This window comes from Vibrio sp. 779(2023), assembly GCF_033344285.1.
GTDB classification, from domain to species: Bacteria; Pseudomonadota; Gammaproteobacteria; order Enterobacterales; family Vibrionaceae; genus Vibrio; species Vibrio alginolyticus.
Window position 1 is genome coordinate 1 of the sequence record NZ_JAWPOM010000014.1, and the last position, 15,182, is coordinate 15,182.

Below are 15,182 nucleotides of genomic sequence, written 5' to 3' on the forward strand. Positions count from 1 at the left end.
GTTGCCTGCCATACGTTGCCCTCAGAAATTATCGTTATTCATTATATTATACGATAATTCCTTTTGGGATAGGCTCTTAGTCAAAGAAATCTTAGTCAAAGAAGGTCAGTTGGTTGAAAAAGGCCAACAGTTACTGCTTATCGATGACACCCGCTTTCGCTCAGATTTTCGTGAACGTGAGCAACAAGTTGCCAACCTTACCGCATCTGTGCTGCAACTATCCGCTTCTATTAACAGTGTTGCCGTTAATCGTGATTTTGAAACGGAAAACTGGCGTCAAAGTGTACTACTTGATTACGGTAAACTGACCTTCCCACCAACCTTGGAAGAGACTCGACCTCAACTCACACAGCGTCAAAAAGCAGAATATCGCGAAGATCTAGATAATTTACGCAACCAACTTTCTGTTATTGACCAACAAGTGCAGCAAAAGCAGCAGGACTTGGTAGAGATCCAAGCACGAGTAAGGAACTTGCGTCAAAGCTACCAATACGCGAAAAAAGAACTCGATATCACCAAACCTTTGGCAGACGAGGGCGTTGTTCCTCGTATTGAACTGCTCAAATTACAGCGCCAAGTCAACGATACCCGTCGTGAAATGACGTCCAGTGAGCTCAAAATTCCCGTATTGCAATCAGCGATTCGAGAATCCATGCTCAACCGTATTGATGTTGCACTCAAATTCCGCTCTGAACAGCAAGAGAAACTCAACAGCGCCCAAGACCAGTTATCTGCTTTGGTTGAATCAGCGGTGGGCTTGGAAGATAGAGTAAACCGAACGGTTGTGAATTCGCCAGTAACAGGCAAAATCAAAACACTGAACATCAATACTGTCGGTGGTGTTATCCAACCTGGTATGGATATCGTCGAGATCGTACCAACAGAAGACACACTATTGGTAGAGGCGAAAATTGCGCCAAAAGACATCGCATTTTTACGCCCAGATCTTCATGCTATCGTGAAGTTTACAGCTTACGACTTCACAAAGTACGGCGGTTTAGAGGGAGAGTTGGAACATATCAGCGCGGATACCACTCAAGATGAAGAAGGCAACAGCTTCTACATTGTTCGTGTACGCACCGAAAAAACAAACTTTGGTCAAGATGCAGATTTACCAATCATTCCAGGAATGACAGCATCGGTCGATATCATCACAGGGAAGCGAACCGTTTTGGAATATCTACTTAAACCGATTTTAAGTGCCAAAACGAACGCCTTGAAGGAGTAAACCACATTAAGATACTCGCGATAGGGAGTATTGAGCGATAAGCGATTAAATAAAAAGCACTTATTTCTCACTGACGAACTCTCTAGAAGAGTATACTTGTGATACGAGTCGAATATGCGATCCAATTTGCAGCGTAAAGTTACATTATTAATCAGCTTAAGTTGTTTGTCGTTCCAACTTGGTGCGCTGAACAGTAAAGAACAACGATGGGTCAATACGGTCACAGCGGTGTACGGCGAACGTGCGGGATTGCGCGTAAATACATGGCGAAAGAACCTCGACTTATTTAAACAATTAGAGACTCATGAACAGCTCGCTGGCGTTAACGACTTTTTTAATCAGCTGTATTTCGTTGACGACATAAAACTGTGGGGAAAGACAGATTATTGGGCTACGCCACTCGAATTTTTAGGGAGTAACGCAGGAGACTGTGAAGATTTCACTATTGCTAAGTACTTCTCTTTACTCGAGCTAGGAATACCAGATTCAAAGATGCGGTTAATATACGTAAAAGCCATCGAACTGAATCAGTTTCACATGGTATTAGCTTACTACCCTACCCCAAGTTCTGAGCCGCTCATTCTCGATAATATCAATCCTGACATTGTCCGAGCCTCTAAGCGTAGCGACTTGCTACCGATATACAGTTTTAATGGTACAAACCTGTGGTTGATGAAGTCATCTGCTAGCACTGGAGAGCTAGCAGGGAAAGCATCACGGTTGAGCCTTTGGAATGACTTACGCTCGCGCGAACGTAAGTTGCAGTTAAATAAACCTAAAATTAACTATGACGAGTGAGAAACATGACCCTATATAAGAAGCTTGTGGTGGGGATGGTTACGGTCTTTATACTCTTGTTGGCATCAGTATTCGTAATCCAATTCAACACGACTCGAGACAGCTTGGAGCAACAGCAACGTTCAGAGGTCAACAACACTATTAACACCGTAGGTTTGGCACTGGCTCCTTACCTAAAGGACAAAGATAAAGTCGCGGTTGAGTCCGTGATTAATGCTCTATTTGACGGCAGCACCTACTCCGTTGTTCGTCTTACAGCATTAGATTCTGACTACCAGATCGTGCGTACTTACCCAGTTAAACCAAGTACGGTGCCACAATGGTTTATCGACATGAATCTATTTAAAGCGATTCACGATAAGCGTGTTGTGACCAGTGGTTGGATGCAGCTCGCCGAAGTAGAAATCATTAGTCACCCAGGCGCAGCTTACGAGCAGCTCTGGCAAGGTTTTATTGGCTTGCTGTCTGTATTCAGTGTTATTTTTCTAGCTGGTTTAGTGGCAATTTCATACATCCTACGTCGCTCGCTAAAACCATTAACGGCCATCGTAAATAAAATGCATGAAATCGCGAATAACCAATTTGGTGAACCGCTTGCTCGTCCAAGAACCAAAGATCTTATCGCGGTGGTAGATGGCATTAACATGATGTCTGCTCAAATCGAGCTATCATTCAAAGAGCAAGCCAAAGAGGCGCAACGTCTGCGTGCTCAGGCTTACCTCGATCCTATATCTAAATTGGGTAACCGCTCATTCTACATCAACCAAATCGACCAATGGCTTGCAGAGCAAACGCAAGGGGGGATCGCGCTACTCCATGCTGAATACATTGGGGACATTTACGAGACCAAAGATTACCAACGCGCAGATGCCCACGTTAAAGAACTGTCTCAACGTTTGAAAAACACCATTGATGTACCGGGTGCCACTATTGCTCGCTTGTCTAGTGATGAGTTCGGCTTGCTTTTCCCTCATATGGATGAGAGCGAGTTACGCATTTTATCGGACAGCATCGTCAATTGTGTGAACGGCCTAAATACTGACCCAACAGGCTTAGCAAAACCTAAAGCGTCACTAGGGGTTGCACACAGCAAAGATCAGAAAACGCGTTCTGAAATCCTCTCGATGGTGGACAACGCACTATCGAAAGCCAAAGCGCAACCAGACAAGCCATACGGCTTCATTGGCAGTGATACACCTTCTAGTTTGATGGGTAAACAGCAATGGAAAGCGTTGGTTGAAGAAGCCATTCATAGTGATTGGGTTAAATTCCGTTTCCAAGCTGCGAAAAACACATGGGGTAAAGTATTCCACAACGAAGTATTTTCAAGCATCGAAAAAGATGGTGAAACGTATCGTGCGAATCAATACCTATTCGCACTAGAACAGTTAGACGCCACCAACATCTTTGACCAGTATGTCATTGAATCAATGATTAAGATGCTAGAAAGTGGTGAACTTAATGACCCAGTCGCGATTAACATCGCGCAAAGCAGCTTGTCTCAACCATCGTTTATTCGCTGGACAACTAGCATGCTGGAAAAACACGCCAAAGTGGCCTCTAAGCTACACTTTGAAATTCCAGAGGAATGCTTTATCGATCAGCCTCACCACACAGCACTGTTATGTAATGCCATTCGCCAATCAGGTGCTGAGTTCGGCGTAGATAACTACGGACGTAACTTCCAATCTTTGGAATACATCCAAGAGTTCCGCCCGAACTATGTGAAGCTCGATTACCTATTCACACACAACTTGCACGACGAAAAACAAAAATTCACGCTAACGTCGATCTCTCGTACTGCCCACAACCTTGGTATTACGACTATCGCATCGCGTATCGAAACTCAAATCCAGTTGGATTTCCTCACTGAACACTTTGTTGAGGTATTCCAAGGATTCATCGTCGACAAGGAATAAAAAGGTTTATCAACGATGAAAGACCCTTTACTGAATTCGCTCATCTACGTTAGCCGTTACTATGGGTTAGCTAACTCGCCAGAAGCGCTAGTCAACGGACTACCGCTATCTGACGGTAAACTGACCCCATTTTTGCTACCAAGAGCAGCGGAAAGGGCCGGATTGGTTGCCAAGGAAAACCGCGCAGAGCTGGAGAGCATCTCCAGCCTAATTCTGCCGGCAATCTTAGTTCTTAAAGGCGGTGACTCTTGCGTTCTCAACAGCATCAATATGGAGAAACGCGAGGCCGAAGTCACCACCCTAGAAAGTGGAATGGTGCCGATCTCTATTCCATTAGAAGACCTACTTGAGCAATACACTGGTCGGTACTTTTTAGTTAAAAAGCAATTCCGTTTCGATGAGCGCTCTCCCGAAGTGCTCAAAACCAACGAAGGCCACTGGTTCTGGTCAACCTTGTGGCAGTCAAAACGCATCTACCGCGATGTTTTAATCGCATCACTTCTCATCAACCTCTTTGCGGTTGCCGCTCCGCTATTCACTCGCTTGGTGTACGACAAAGTGGTTCCGAATCTTGCGTTTGAAACCCTATGGGTACTAGCAAGTGGCATCTTTGTCGTGTTCCTGTTCGACTTCATTCTCAAGTCGCTGAGAAATTACTTCATTGATGTGGCGGGCAAGAAGTCTGACATTCTGATTTCATCCAAACTGTTCAGCAAAGTGATGGGGATTAGAATGGAATCGAAGCCGCCTTCGGTCGGTGCCTTCGCTCGCCATTTACAAGAATTCGAATCTATTCGAGAGTTTTTTACTTCAGCGACCGTCAGTGCTCTCATTGATTTGCCTTTTGCCATTTTATTCTTAGTGATTATATGGCTAATGGCTGGCGATCTTGTGTATGTACCGATGGTGGGCGTGGTCATTTTGATTATTCACTCGCTACTGATACAAGGGCCGCTGCGCCGCTCCATTGAGGAGGGTTCACGCCTAGCATCGCAAAAATATGCCAATTTGATAGAGAGCTTGGCTGGGTTAGAAACCGTAAAAATGCTCAGTGCGCAAAGCCAATTCCAATACCGCTGGGAAGAGGCAGTTGCGCACATGGCGAACTGGAATATAAAAAGCCGCCGAATTACGGATAGCATTCAAAACGCGGCAGGTTTTGTGCAGCAAAGTAGTAACGTAGGGATGATCATCCTAGGCGTTTACTTGATTGCAGAGGGCGACTTAACCATGGGTGGTTTGATTGCCGCAACCATGCTTAGCGGCCGCGCGATTGGTCCTTTGGTTCAGTTATCCTTACTCTCTACGCGCTACAACCAAGCGAAGTCTTCTATGACAATTATCAATCAAGTCATGGAAATGCCGGATGAACAAGAAGAAGGTAAACGTTACATTCACCGTCCAATAGTACAAGGCAAAATTGAACTTGAACGCGTGACCTTCCACTACCCAGATTCACCGGTGGCGTCGATTCGAGATTTGAGCTTGACCATTAACCCTGGCGAAAAAGTAGCGATCATAGGCCGTATCGGTTCGGGTAAAACCACGTTAGAGCGTCTCATCATGGGCTTGTATCAGCCGACGGAAGGTCATGTTCGCATTGATGATACCGACATCGCACAGCTGCATCATGTCGACATTCGCCGTAATATTGGTTGTGTGCCGCAAGATTCGAATCTGTTCTTTGGTTCTATCCGCGACAACATTACGCTAGGTCGCCCATTAACCGATGACCGTGACGTACTAGACGCAGCGAATCGTGCCGGTGTTACTGCGTTTACGCAATCTGACCCAGCGGGCTTAGAACGCCAAGTTGGTGAAGGTGGTGCAATGCTTTCGGGTGGTCAACGTCAAGCAGTCACGATCGCTCGTGCATTTTTGGGTCGTCCTCCTGTTCTACTCATGGATGAACCAACCAGTGCGATGGATAACCGCTCAGAGATGCACATTAAGCATCAATTAGCACAGTTGAAACCTAGTGAAACGCTGATTCTGATTACGCATAAAACGTCTATGCTCGACATCGTTGATCGCGTAATTGTGATGGAAAAAGGCAGCATCATTGCAGATGGTCCTAAAGCGCAAGTGCTGAACGATTTGAAACAAGGCAAAGTGCGTGCGGTTAGCTAGCCTGAATTCACATTGATAAAAGACAAGGGCCCCGTTTAACTTGTGTTTAACGGGGCTTATTTTATTGGGAGCCCGAGATAATTAAGTTCTTCAAGCGCGACCCAAACGAGTACAAGGCCAACAATCACGAATAAAATCATAATCGCCTTTTCATCTTCTTCCATTTTTCAACGCCCTAAAAGCTATTTCAATTAATACACCTTAGGTTATCAGGACAAAAGTCATATTCAGCTCGTTTATAAGGAACTAGCGTCATATAATGTCGGATATGGGATACAGCTCAAAGATTGCTCTTTTCAAAATCACGTCAGCTTTGGTTGAATATAAGTAATAAAGCCAAAGAGTTCGTAATACTCACTAAGTCTTTGATTAACTTATACAGTACTCTGTGGAACCTCAACACAGAGACAAATGGTGTAAAGAAAAATTGTGATTACTTACAGCAAAAAATCAGCTATAAAAGCCGCTTTCTAGATATCGTCGAGATGAAGAAATGAATGATTGGATCCAATTAGAGCAAGTGAGCCAGTATTTCACTACGGGCTCCCTCGGTTACAAACTATTGATGGGCATTTTTGTCCTGATCGCGTATCGCATCCTGAAGAGGATTGTAAATAGAGCCATCCTAAATTTGGCAACAACGAAAGGTGTAAAAAAGGCTCGTTTGAGTTTTATTCAGCGCTGTTTCAATGTCGCGCTGCTATTTTTGACCGCCTCTATTTTTGCCATTATCACAGGTATTGGCTATGGCGATGTGTCTTTGTTCCTATCGTCCATTTTTGCCGTATTAGGTGTGGCGTTTATTGCGCAGTGGTCAATTCTGAGCAACATCACAGCCAGCTTTTTGATCTTTTTTGTCTTCCCGTACCGAGTGGGTGACCGAATTAAAGTCGTAGACAAAGATGAAGACATCTGCGGTGAGATTCAAGAGATCAGCATGTTTCACGTGTTAATTAAGCACGACAACGGTAACTTGATCACTTACCCAAACAACCAGATTTTGCAAAAAGCAGTGCTAAAGCTGGCGAAAAACAAGCCAGAGCCAAGTAAAGTAAAATCTCGGATTTATACTCGCAGAAAGAAATAACCCACTAAAAAGCCGATGTATCTACATCGGCTTTTTTAATGCACTTCTTTTTAAGTTTTAGTGTTGACCTCAACTTAGCTTGAGGTTTTAGCCTTAGTCGCACGATTAAAAATCAACAATGAAAAAAGGAACCATTGTGTCCAAAATTGCGATTATTTATTTCTCTAAAACCGACGTTACTGGTCAGCTTGCTCGCGCGATTGCCGCAGGCCTTGAACAACAAGGCATTAAGCAGCAAGATGAATGTGAAATCCTCTCTCACCGAATTGAAGGCAGTGAGATTATTGAGGGACGTTTTGTGAACCCTAAACTAATGGATGAACTTGCTGAGTGTGATGCGATTATCTTTGGCTCACCGACCTATATGGGCGGTGTAGCAGCGCAGTTTAAAGCATTTGCAGATGCAAGCAGTGAATCTTGGTATTACCAAAAATGGGCGAGCAAAATCGCGGCTGGCTTTACCAGTGGTGGGGCAATGAATGGCGACCAATCTTGCACATTACAATATCTACAAACGCTCGCTAACCAACACGGCATGATGTGGGTCGGGTTGGATAAGATCAGCAATTCTGGGGAGCAAAACCTGAATCGTTATGGTGTACAAGGTGGTATTGTTGCACAAGGTGGTGAAGGTGGTCAGTTGCATGCTTCTGATGTTGCAACGGCGGAGTATCTTGGCAAACGAGTCGCTATGCTCGTGAATAAGCTCTCCACTCGCTAACAATAAAAAGAAGCCCCGTAAGATACATCTTCGGGGCTTCATATTTATCGCTTGTTTTGAGCGCTACTTCTTGATGTAGAGGTCTTTCGAGTAGATACGACCTTCTACGTTGTTCTTGGCAAAACCGCCAACCGTAGGACGAACCAAACGCGCTTGCATGTAGTAGTAAATCGGTGCGATTGGCATATCCGCCGCCAACAATTGCTCGGCTTGATCATAGAAACCTTGGCGTGCTTTCTCATTGGTTGCAGCCAATGCACTGTTCATCGCGTTGTCGTACGCTTCACTGCTGTAACGTGCAAAGTTACCCGAGGAACCTGAGCGAAGTAAGCTCAGGAAAGTAGACGCTTCATTGTAATCACCACACCAGGAAGCGCGCATCACATCGAAATTGCCTTGTTTACGCGCCACTAAGTACGACTTCCACTCTTGGTTTTCTAACTCCACGTTTGCACCGAGATTTTTTTGTAGCATCGACGCTATCGCAACCGCGATCGATTTGTTTGCCTCACTGGTGTTGTACAGCAATTTAAAATCGAGCGGCTTGTCTTGGCTGTAACCCGCTTCTTTTAACAACTGACGCGCTTTCTCGTCACGTTGTTGCTGACTCCACTTACTGTATTCAGGCGGCGTCGCATCAAACCCTGCGGTGTACTGATGCGCAAAAGTATAAGCAGGAAGGTTGCCCACTTGCGTGACACCATTCGTAATCACATCGCGCATGATGGAGTACGACACCGCTTGACGCACTCGCACATCATCAAATGGCGGACGAGTGGTATTGAACGCGTAGTAATACGTACACAATAATGGCACCACCGTGTAAGCCTGCTTGTAATCTTGTTTAAGCTTCTGCGCCATATGAGTCGGCACATCTGACGTGATATCCAGCTCTCCTGCCGCAAAGCGATTGATAGACGCGTTTTGGTTTTCAAACGGAATGTAAGTCACTCTGTTTAGATGCGTATCTGCGCTGTCCCAGTAACTTGGACTCTTAACCAGTTCAATGCGTTCATTCACGACCCACTTATCCAATGTGAATGCACCGTTGCTAACAAATTGGTCTGGATCGCTCCACGGCTTGTCGCGGTTTTCCACTGTCGCTTGATGCACTGGCATCATGGACGTGTGCCCAGTCATAGCAACAAAGTACGGCACTTGACTGTCCAACTCAAAACGTAGGGTGTATTTATCCACTGCCTTGATACCGAGATCGTCCAAAGGCTTTTTGCCCTCTGCTACATCGGCGATGTTTTTGATCTTGGTGAGTTTGAGATACCAAACATTTGGAGAAGCGGTCTTCGGGTCCACCGCTCGGCGCAGTGAATAAACAAAATCATCCGCTGTCACAGGCTCGCCATTCGACCATTTCGCGTCTTTGCGCAAGTGAAAAGTAAAGGTTTGGTTGTCGTTGGTTTCCCATGATTCTGCCACACCGGGAATAATGTTTCCGTCACGATCTTGAATCACAAGCCCTTCAAATAAGTCACGAATCACATGCATTTCTGGCAGACCTTCGGCTTTCGCTGGGTCAAGCGTCGCCGCCTCTGCGTCATTCGCACGTACTAAATGCTGTTCTGCGGCAAGTTGAATACCTTTAGGTAAGGTCTCCGCAGCAACTGATGTAGCAAGAAAAGGGGTGAATAAAGAGGAAATCAGCAACGCCGTTGAATGTTTTTTAAAATCCATATCGTTTTTCGTTCTCCTAACGCGTCTTGTGAAGCAAGTTCCACAATTAACATTTCAACCGTTGACGAGTTTAAACGGTTCAGTTTAGCTAGGTGTAATTAGCTTAGATATTGATACTACTTCATCAATCAGGAGATTACGGTGAGTCTAATTCCAAGAACGGAAAGAGCGGCATTTTTAATTCGGCCAACATCATACGGTCAATCCGTGCTTGGTGCGCCATTACTGTACTTTCCGGCTCAAGTCGAAAGTGCTTTGCGAGGTTTGATTTTGGCAGGCACTCACGGGGACGAGACGGCCTCGATTGCAGGTTTGTCCTGCGCGCTAAGAAGCTTGCCTGCTGAAAACTTACGACATGATGTGATTCTGTCAATGAATCCTGACGGCAACCAACTAGGCACACGCGCAAATGCAAACCAAGTGGATCTCAATCGCGCGTTTCCAACCCAAAATTGGACTGAGCATGGCACAGTGTATCGATGGAGCTCTCACACACCCGTTCGAGACGTACAGGTGAAAACTGGCACTAAAAACCAACTAGAGCCTGAAGTTAGCGCATTAATTAACTTGATTGAACTGCGCAAGCCAAAGTTTGTGGTGTCGTTTCATGAACCGCTTGCTTTTGTGGATGATCCCAAACATTCCGACCTTGCCAAATGGCTCGGCGAGCAGTTCCAACTGCCAATCGTGGACGATGTCGACTACGAAACACCCGGCTCATTCGGCACTTGGTGTAGTGAACGTGATTTACCTTGCATCACGTTGGAATTGCCCGCGATTTCTGCCGATCTCACCATTGAAAAACATCTCTCTGCTTTTATTGCTTTGCTGAGGCACGATCCGGATCTTTAGTCCGCTGTTGGTTAAGCGATCATGTGAGGATCTGTTTGATGTCGGTACTGATATCGCTGATCAACTGACGGGCACTGTCGTCTCTTTGTTGAACCAAGATGATAAACAGCAAATCGGTGATCACGTTTTGCGCGGTACGCGAAGCAATGGATGAGCTGCGATGTTCCGTTTCATTGGCAATCGTATCAAACGTAATATCGGCAATACCGCGCAAGCGACTTCTTCCAGGCGCAGATAACGCAATCACCTTCGCGCCCTGCTCTTTTGCCGCTTCTGCCGCGACGAGAATTTCTTTGCGCTCACCCGAAAACGAGATTGCGATCTGAACATCTTCTGGAGAGAGCGTGCGGGCAACAGCAATCTGCACGTGGCTGTCTTGTTCAGAAAGCGCCGTAATACCAAGTTTAAGCAGTTTAAAGCTTAAATCCTTCGCGGTCAGTGCAGAGCCCCCAATCCCGACCACTTGCACTCGACGCGCTTCACTCAACCATTTCACCGCTTGGTGACACGCTTCGTAAGACAGCGTATTGGTAGTTTGAAACATAGCGTCGGTTTTCGCTTTCACCAGTTTCTGTGAAATTACCGCAATGGGGTCGTCAGCCAAAATATCACTGTGCAGCGGTGTCGACTGCATCGCATGCTTACGGCCAATCTCTTCATTCAAAGCTAACTTAAACTCGCTGTAACCTTTAAAGCCGATACGCTGAGTAAATTTCACAATGCTCGATTGACTCACTTTTACTTGCGCCGCAAGTTCTTGGCTGGTGAGCAGCGCCGCCTTTTCTGCGTTTTCAACAATCCAATCGCCAACCAAACGACCGCTTTGCGAAAGCTGAGTACGCCTCGCGACTATCCTATTGATAACTGACACAACAAAAACCTCAAAAATTTTAAATAAATTATTCCAAAACAGAAATAATAGGCGTTTGATTTAACCCCCTGATTATTCTAACCAAGACAGTTAATCCCGGATGTAATAGACGTATATTTTCTCTCATTATTCCAAATTTCTCCTGCATAAAGAATAACCTCAAGTGTGATTTTTATCACCAAACCTGAATATTTTATTCCATAAAATCGCCCTCAGATTGAACATTACAAAGAGTGCAAAACATGAAAATTGATTTAAGCAGATTGGTGACAGAAAGCCGTAACCCAGCCAGTGCGGAGATCGATACGCTTTCGACAATCGAGATGCTGCAAGTCATTAATGAAGAGGATCAAAAAGTCCCGCTCGCGGTAAAAGCGGTGCTACCACAAATTGCAGAGACAGTTGACGCAATTACCCAAGCTTTTGCAAATGGTGGCCGTTTAATTTACATGGGAGCTGGTACGTCAGGTCGCTTAGGCATTCTTGATGCGAGCGAGTGTCCTCCTACCTACGGCACGCACCCAGATATGGTGATTGGCTTAATTGCTGGTGGACATCAGGCGATTTTGAAAGCGGTAGAAAACGCAGAAGACAACGCGAAAATGGGTCAAGACGACTTAAAAGCACTTCACCTCACCAAGCATGACGTGGTTGTAGGCATTGCAGCGAGTGGCCGTACACCTTATGTACTAGGTGGTTTGGAGTACGCTAAATCCATCGGAGCCACGACCGCATCTATCGCTTGTAATCCAGAATGTGCCATGGCAGAAGCGGCCGACATCGCGATTCTGCCGATAGTTGGCGCAGAGGTTGTCACTGGATCTTCTCGCATGAAAGCCGGCACCGCACAAAAACTGGTGCTAAACATGCTCACGACAGGCGCAATGATTCGTAGCGGTAAGGTATTTGGCAACTTAATGGTGGATGTAGAAGCCACTAACGCCAAGCTCATCCAACGCCAAACCAACATTGTTGTGGAAGCAACCGACGCATCAAAAGAAGAAGCAGAGCGAGCATTAAATGCCTGTGGTCGCCACTGCAAAACCGCCATCTTAATGATTTTGGCCGATTTGGATGCCGAACAAGCCAAATCACGCCTAGCCGCGCACAACGGCTTTATTCGCGCAGCACTAAATAATAACTAAATAATCCGAGTTCTGAAGGATAGACCCTATGGCAAAAATAACTTCAAACACAGTATCGCAGTTGCTGTCCGCAGTGGGTGGCAGTAGCAACGTAAGCAAATGTGGTAACTGTATGACGCGTTTGCGTTTATCGCTCGCCAACAATGGCTTGGCTGATCAATCAGTTATCAAGCAAATTCCCGGCGTAATGGGTGTGGTGGAAAGCGATGAGCAGTTTCAGATCATTCTCGGTCCCGGAAAAGCTCAACAAGCGGCTGAGATGATGAATCAACTGATCGAAAGCTTAACCTCTGGTGACAGTGAAGAAGCAGATATGCCGCAACAAGATCTTTCTGCCGTCGCGGCCGAGCAGAAAAAACAGATGAAGAGCAAACAAACCAGTGCGGTTCAGCGTTTTTTAAGCAAGTTTGCCACCATCTTTACGCCGTTGATCCCTGGCTTTATTGCCGCTGGTTTGTTGCTAGGTTTTGCGACGTTATTGGAGCAGATGTTTGTTCTTGACCAGACACCAAGCCAGTTTATGTTGGATTTGATCGCCTACATGAAAGTCTTTGGTAAGGGTCTGTTTGCTTTCCTAAGTATTCTGATTGGTTACAACGCGCAGCAAGCATTTGGCGGCTCTGGTGTTAATGGTGCCATTCTCGCCTCTTTGTTTGTGCTGGGTTACAACCCTGAGGCGACATCCGGCATTTACTCTGGCATGAACGAGTTTTTCGGCTTTGCGATTGATCCGCGCGGCAACATTATCGGCGTACTTTTGGCGGCGATCATCGGTGCGCAAGTCGAGCGTAAGGTTCGTCAATACATGCCAGATGATCTGGATATGATCTTAACGTCCGTTATCACTCTGTTGATCATGGGTGCGGTAACCTTCTTGATCATCATGCCAATCGGCGGCGAGCTGTTTAAAGGGATGTCTTGGTTGTTCCTCAACTTGAACGATAACCCATTAGGCGCTGCAATCTTGGCAGGTTTGTTCTTAATTTCTGTGGTATTTGGCATCCACCAGGGTTTTGTTCCAGTGTACTTCGCATTGATGGAAGCACAGGGCTTTAACTCACTATTCCCTATCCTGGCGATGGCAGGTGGCGGTCAGGTTGGCGCGTCAATGGCGCTGTATTTCAAAGCCAAAAAAGACGCTCTACTGCGCACCCAAGTTAAAGGCGCTATTATTCCGGGTCTTCTAGGCATTGGCGAACCATTGATTTACGGCGTGACATTACCACGCGTAAAACCATTCGTTACCGCTTGTATTGGTGGTGCTGCGGGCGGCTTCTTTATCGGTTTAGTTTCTTACCTTGGCTTACCAGTTGGTCTTAATACGGTGTTTGGCCCGTCCGGTATCGTGGCGATTCCTCTCATGACATCTGAAAATGGCATCTTCCCGGGCATGATGGTGTTTGTTGCCGGCCTGCTTATCTCTTACATCGTCGGCTTCCTCGCGACTTACTTCTTTGGCTGCAAAGACGTCGATTTAAGCTAAATCATTCTTCCCCTATAGGAATGGACTAGCTCGCGCCCTTGGCAAACAAGGGCGCACCCTCTCTCTACTTCACGACAATTTTTCTTATTCCGTTACTCGGAAGGGGCTTTGTCGTACCTAAAACAATAGAAATGAAAGGTCGTTAATCATGAAAAAGCACATTTTGGCTCTACTTCTCCCTACATTGATGGCATCAAACGCAATGGCAGCGCAGCTGTATCAAGCGGAAGATGGGTCAGTTTTAAATATTTACTCTCGTCTTGGTTTCAATGTCACCAGTAAAAATGACGAGCACGGCGATGCAAATGGCGAGTTTGATGGCCGTATTGGTTTAAACGGTTCACAAACCATCAACGAGTACGCGTCGATCATCGGCCAAGCGCAATACCAAGTGGGTGCAGCTGAATACGCAAACCAAGTAAACGACAAACCATCTCTGACTGCACGTTATGTATGGGCGGGTATTGATGCGAAAGATTATGGTCGTATTACTGGTGGTCGCGTGGCATCTGGATTGATTATGTTTACCGACATTGGTGATGTGTTCGCCTCTTCCGATGTTTCTATGGCGCGCCAAGCGAATAAAGTCGACAAAACCGCGACGCAAGTTTTCCGTCAAGATGGCACGCTGCAATATCAAAACAGCCTAGGTAATTTCGACTTTTCTGTCGCGTACATTTTAGGAAACAACACTTCTGAGCTCGACTACGGTTACAACGCTGCACTGCGTTATACGCTAGACATGGGGAATTTGGGTACCTTGGCGCCAGTGGTGACGATGCAGAAAAATAAAGGTGATGCACGTGAAAGCAACGACACCGATTACACATTCTGGGGCGCAGGTACGCGTTACTACCTAGGTGATTTGATGTTGGGTGCGTTGTACTCGGAAGATGAACTAGAGGGCTATTACTCACAAACCAGCACCGACAAAGTGATGGAATTGACGGCGGTTTACAGTGTAAATGACAAATGGGCACTGCGTGCTGGTTATCGTTCTTTAGAAAACAGTGATGGTGACGAGCTAGAGCTGAAAGATACAACGCTAGAAGTGCAATACAAACTGACGCCTCGTTCTTCTATCTACACAAACTACGTTGATCGTAACGGTTCGCGTGGCTACAGCAATGGACAAGAAGTCTCGTTTGGCGGTGCGCACGCAGACGAAAGCTACTACCACTTAGGTCTGCGTTACGAGCTGTAAGCACGATACTTAATGTAAGTTCGCTGAATCCATGAGCTTCTTATGTGTCCGGTCA

General features: G+C 45.9%; 12 protein-coding genes. 10 read left to right on the top strand and 2 right to left on the bottom strand.

Annotation, left to right across the window (positions count from 1 at the left end):
* From R8O70_RS16800 to R8O70_RS16825, 6 genes are all read left to right on the top strand, one after another.
* A partial coding sequence (locus R8O70_RS16800) for an HlyD family type I secretion periplasmic adaptor subunit (protein ID WP_318184273.1) occupies positions 1–1,228 on the top strand: 1,228 nt, incomplete at its 5' end.
* A gap of 114 nt (positions 1,229–1,342) precedes the next feature.
* Positions 1,343–2,026 (top strand): transglutaminase-like cysteine peptidase, encoded by a 684-nt coding sequence (locus tag R8O70_RS16805; RefSeq protein ID WP_005374561.1) that lies wholly within the window; start codon positions 1,343–1,345, stop codon positions 2,024–2,026.
* 5 nt (positions 2,027–2,031) lie between these two features.
* A complete protein-coding gene (locus R8O70_RS16810) occupies positions 2,032–3,945 on the top strand; it encodes an EAL domain-containing protein (RefSeq protein ID WP_005383568.1) in 1,914 nt (637 codons plus the stop codon).
* A 15-nt stretch (positions 3,946–3,960) separates the two neighbouring features.
* Entirely contained in the window at positions 3,961–6,075 is a 2,115-nt protein-coding gene (locus R8O70_RS16815) for a type I secretion system permease/ATPase (protein ID WP_005374556.1), read from the top strand.
* Positions 6,076–6,568: 493 nt separating this feature from the next.
* On the top strand, positions 6,569–7,162 hold the full coding sequence (locus tag R8O70_RS16820; protein WP_042522270.1) for a mechanosensitive ion channel family protein: 594 nt from the start codon (positions 6,569–6,571) through the stop codon (positions 7,160–7,162).
* Between the two features lie 136 nt (positions 7,163–7,298).
* On the top strand, positions 7,299–7,883 hold the full coding sequence (locus R8O70_RS16825) for a flavodoxin family protein (RefSeq protein WP_025521460.1): 585 nt from the start codon (positions 7,299–7,301) through the stop codon (positions 7,881–7,883).
* 63 nt (positions 7,884–7,946) lie between these two features.
* On the opposite strand, the gene R8O70_RS16830 is transcribed toward R8O70_RS16825, so the two are convergent.
* The gene (locus R8O70_RS16830; protein ID WP_046875647.1) at positions 7,947–9,572 is read right to left on the bottom strand and encodes an ABC transporter substrate-binding protein; all 1,626 of its coding nucleotides are present in this window, start codon (positions 9,570–9,572) and stop codon (positions 7,947–7,949) included.
* Between the two features lie 141 nt (positions 9,573–9,713).
* Between R8O70_RS16830 and mpaA the strand changes: the two genes are divergently transcribed.
* Positions 9,714–10,424 carry a murein tripeptide amidase MpaA gene (mpaA, locus tag R8O70_RS16835; protein WP_017821883.1) on the top strand — a complete coding sequence of 237 codons (711 nt, stop codon included), beginning with the start codon at positions 9,714–9,716 and terminating at the stop codon, positions 10,422–10,424.
* Between the two features lie 19 nt (positions 10,425–10,443).
* On the opposite strand, the gene R8O70_RS16840 is transcribed toward mpaA, so the two are convergent.
* Entirely contained in the window at positions 10,444–11,295 is an 852-nt protein-coding gene (locus R8O70_RS16840) for an SIS domain-containing protein (RefSeq protein ID WP_005383578.1), read from the bottom strand.
* A 242-nt stretch (positions 11,296–11,537) separates the two neighbouring features.
* Between R8O70_RS16840 and murQ the strand changes: the two genes are divergently transcribed.
* The 3 genes from murQ (at position 11,538) to R8O70_RS16855 (ending at position 15,127) form a co-directional block, all read left to right on the top strand.
* Positions 11,538–12,440 carry an N-acetylmuramic acid 6-phosphate etherase gene (gene murQ / locus R8O70_RS16845; protein ID WP_225466166.1) on the top strand — a complete coding sequence of 301 codons (903 nt, stop codon included), beginning with the start codon at positions 11,538–11,540 and terminating at the stop codon, positions 12,438–12,440.
* A 28-nt stretch (positions 12,441–12,468) separates the two neighbouring features.
* Complete coding sequence (gene murP / locus R8O70_RS16850; protein ID WP_170902810.1) at positions 12,469–13,923, top strand: PTS N-acetylmuramic acid transporter subunit IIBC; 1,455 nt, start codon at positions 12,469–12,471, stop codon at positions 13,921–13,923.
* Between the two features lie 148 nt (positions 13,924–14,071).
* Complete coding sequence (locus tag R8O70_RS16855; protein WP_258625347.1) at positions 14,072–15,127, top strand: porin; 1,056 nt, start codon at positions 14,072–14,074, stop codon at positions 15,125–15,127.
* Positions 15,128–15,182: the final 55 nt, after the last annotated feature.

Coding starts and splice junctions, on each gene's coding strand:
- murP (WP_170902810.1), top strand. CDS start 12,469: ATGGCAAAAATAACTTCAAACACAGTATCGCAGTTGCTGTCCGCAGTG.
- R8O70_RS16815 (WP_005374556.1), top strand. CDS start 3,961: ATGAAAGACCCTTTACTGAATTCGCTCATCTACGTTAGCCGTTACTAT.
- R8O70_RS16855 (WP_258625347.1), top strand. CDS start 14,072: ATGAAAAAGCACATTTTGGCTCTACTTCTCCCTACATTGATGGCATCA.
- R8O70_RS16830 (WP_046875647.1), bottom strand. CDS start 9,572: ATGGATTTTAAAAAACATTCAACGGCGTTGCTGATTTCCTCTTTATTC.
- R8O70_RS16820 (WP_042522270.1), top strand. CDS start 6,569: ATGAATGATTGGATCCAATTAGAGCAAGTGAGCCAGTATTTCACTACG.
- R8O70_RS16805 (WP_005374561.1), top strand. CDS start 1,343: ATGCGATCCAATTTGCAGCGTAAAGTTACATTATTAATCAGCTTAAGT.
- murQ (WP_225466166.1), top strand. CDS start 11,538: ATGAAAATTGATTTAAGCAGATTGGTGACAGAAAGCCGTAACCCAGCC.
- R8O70_RS16810 (WP_005383568.1), top strand. CDS start 2,032: ATGACCCTATATAAGAAGCTTGTGGTGGGGATGGTTACGGTCTTTATA.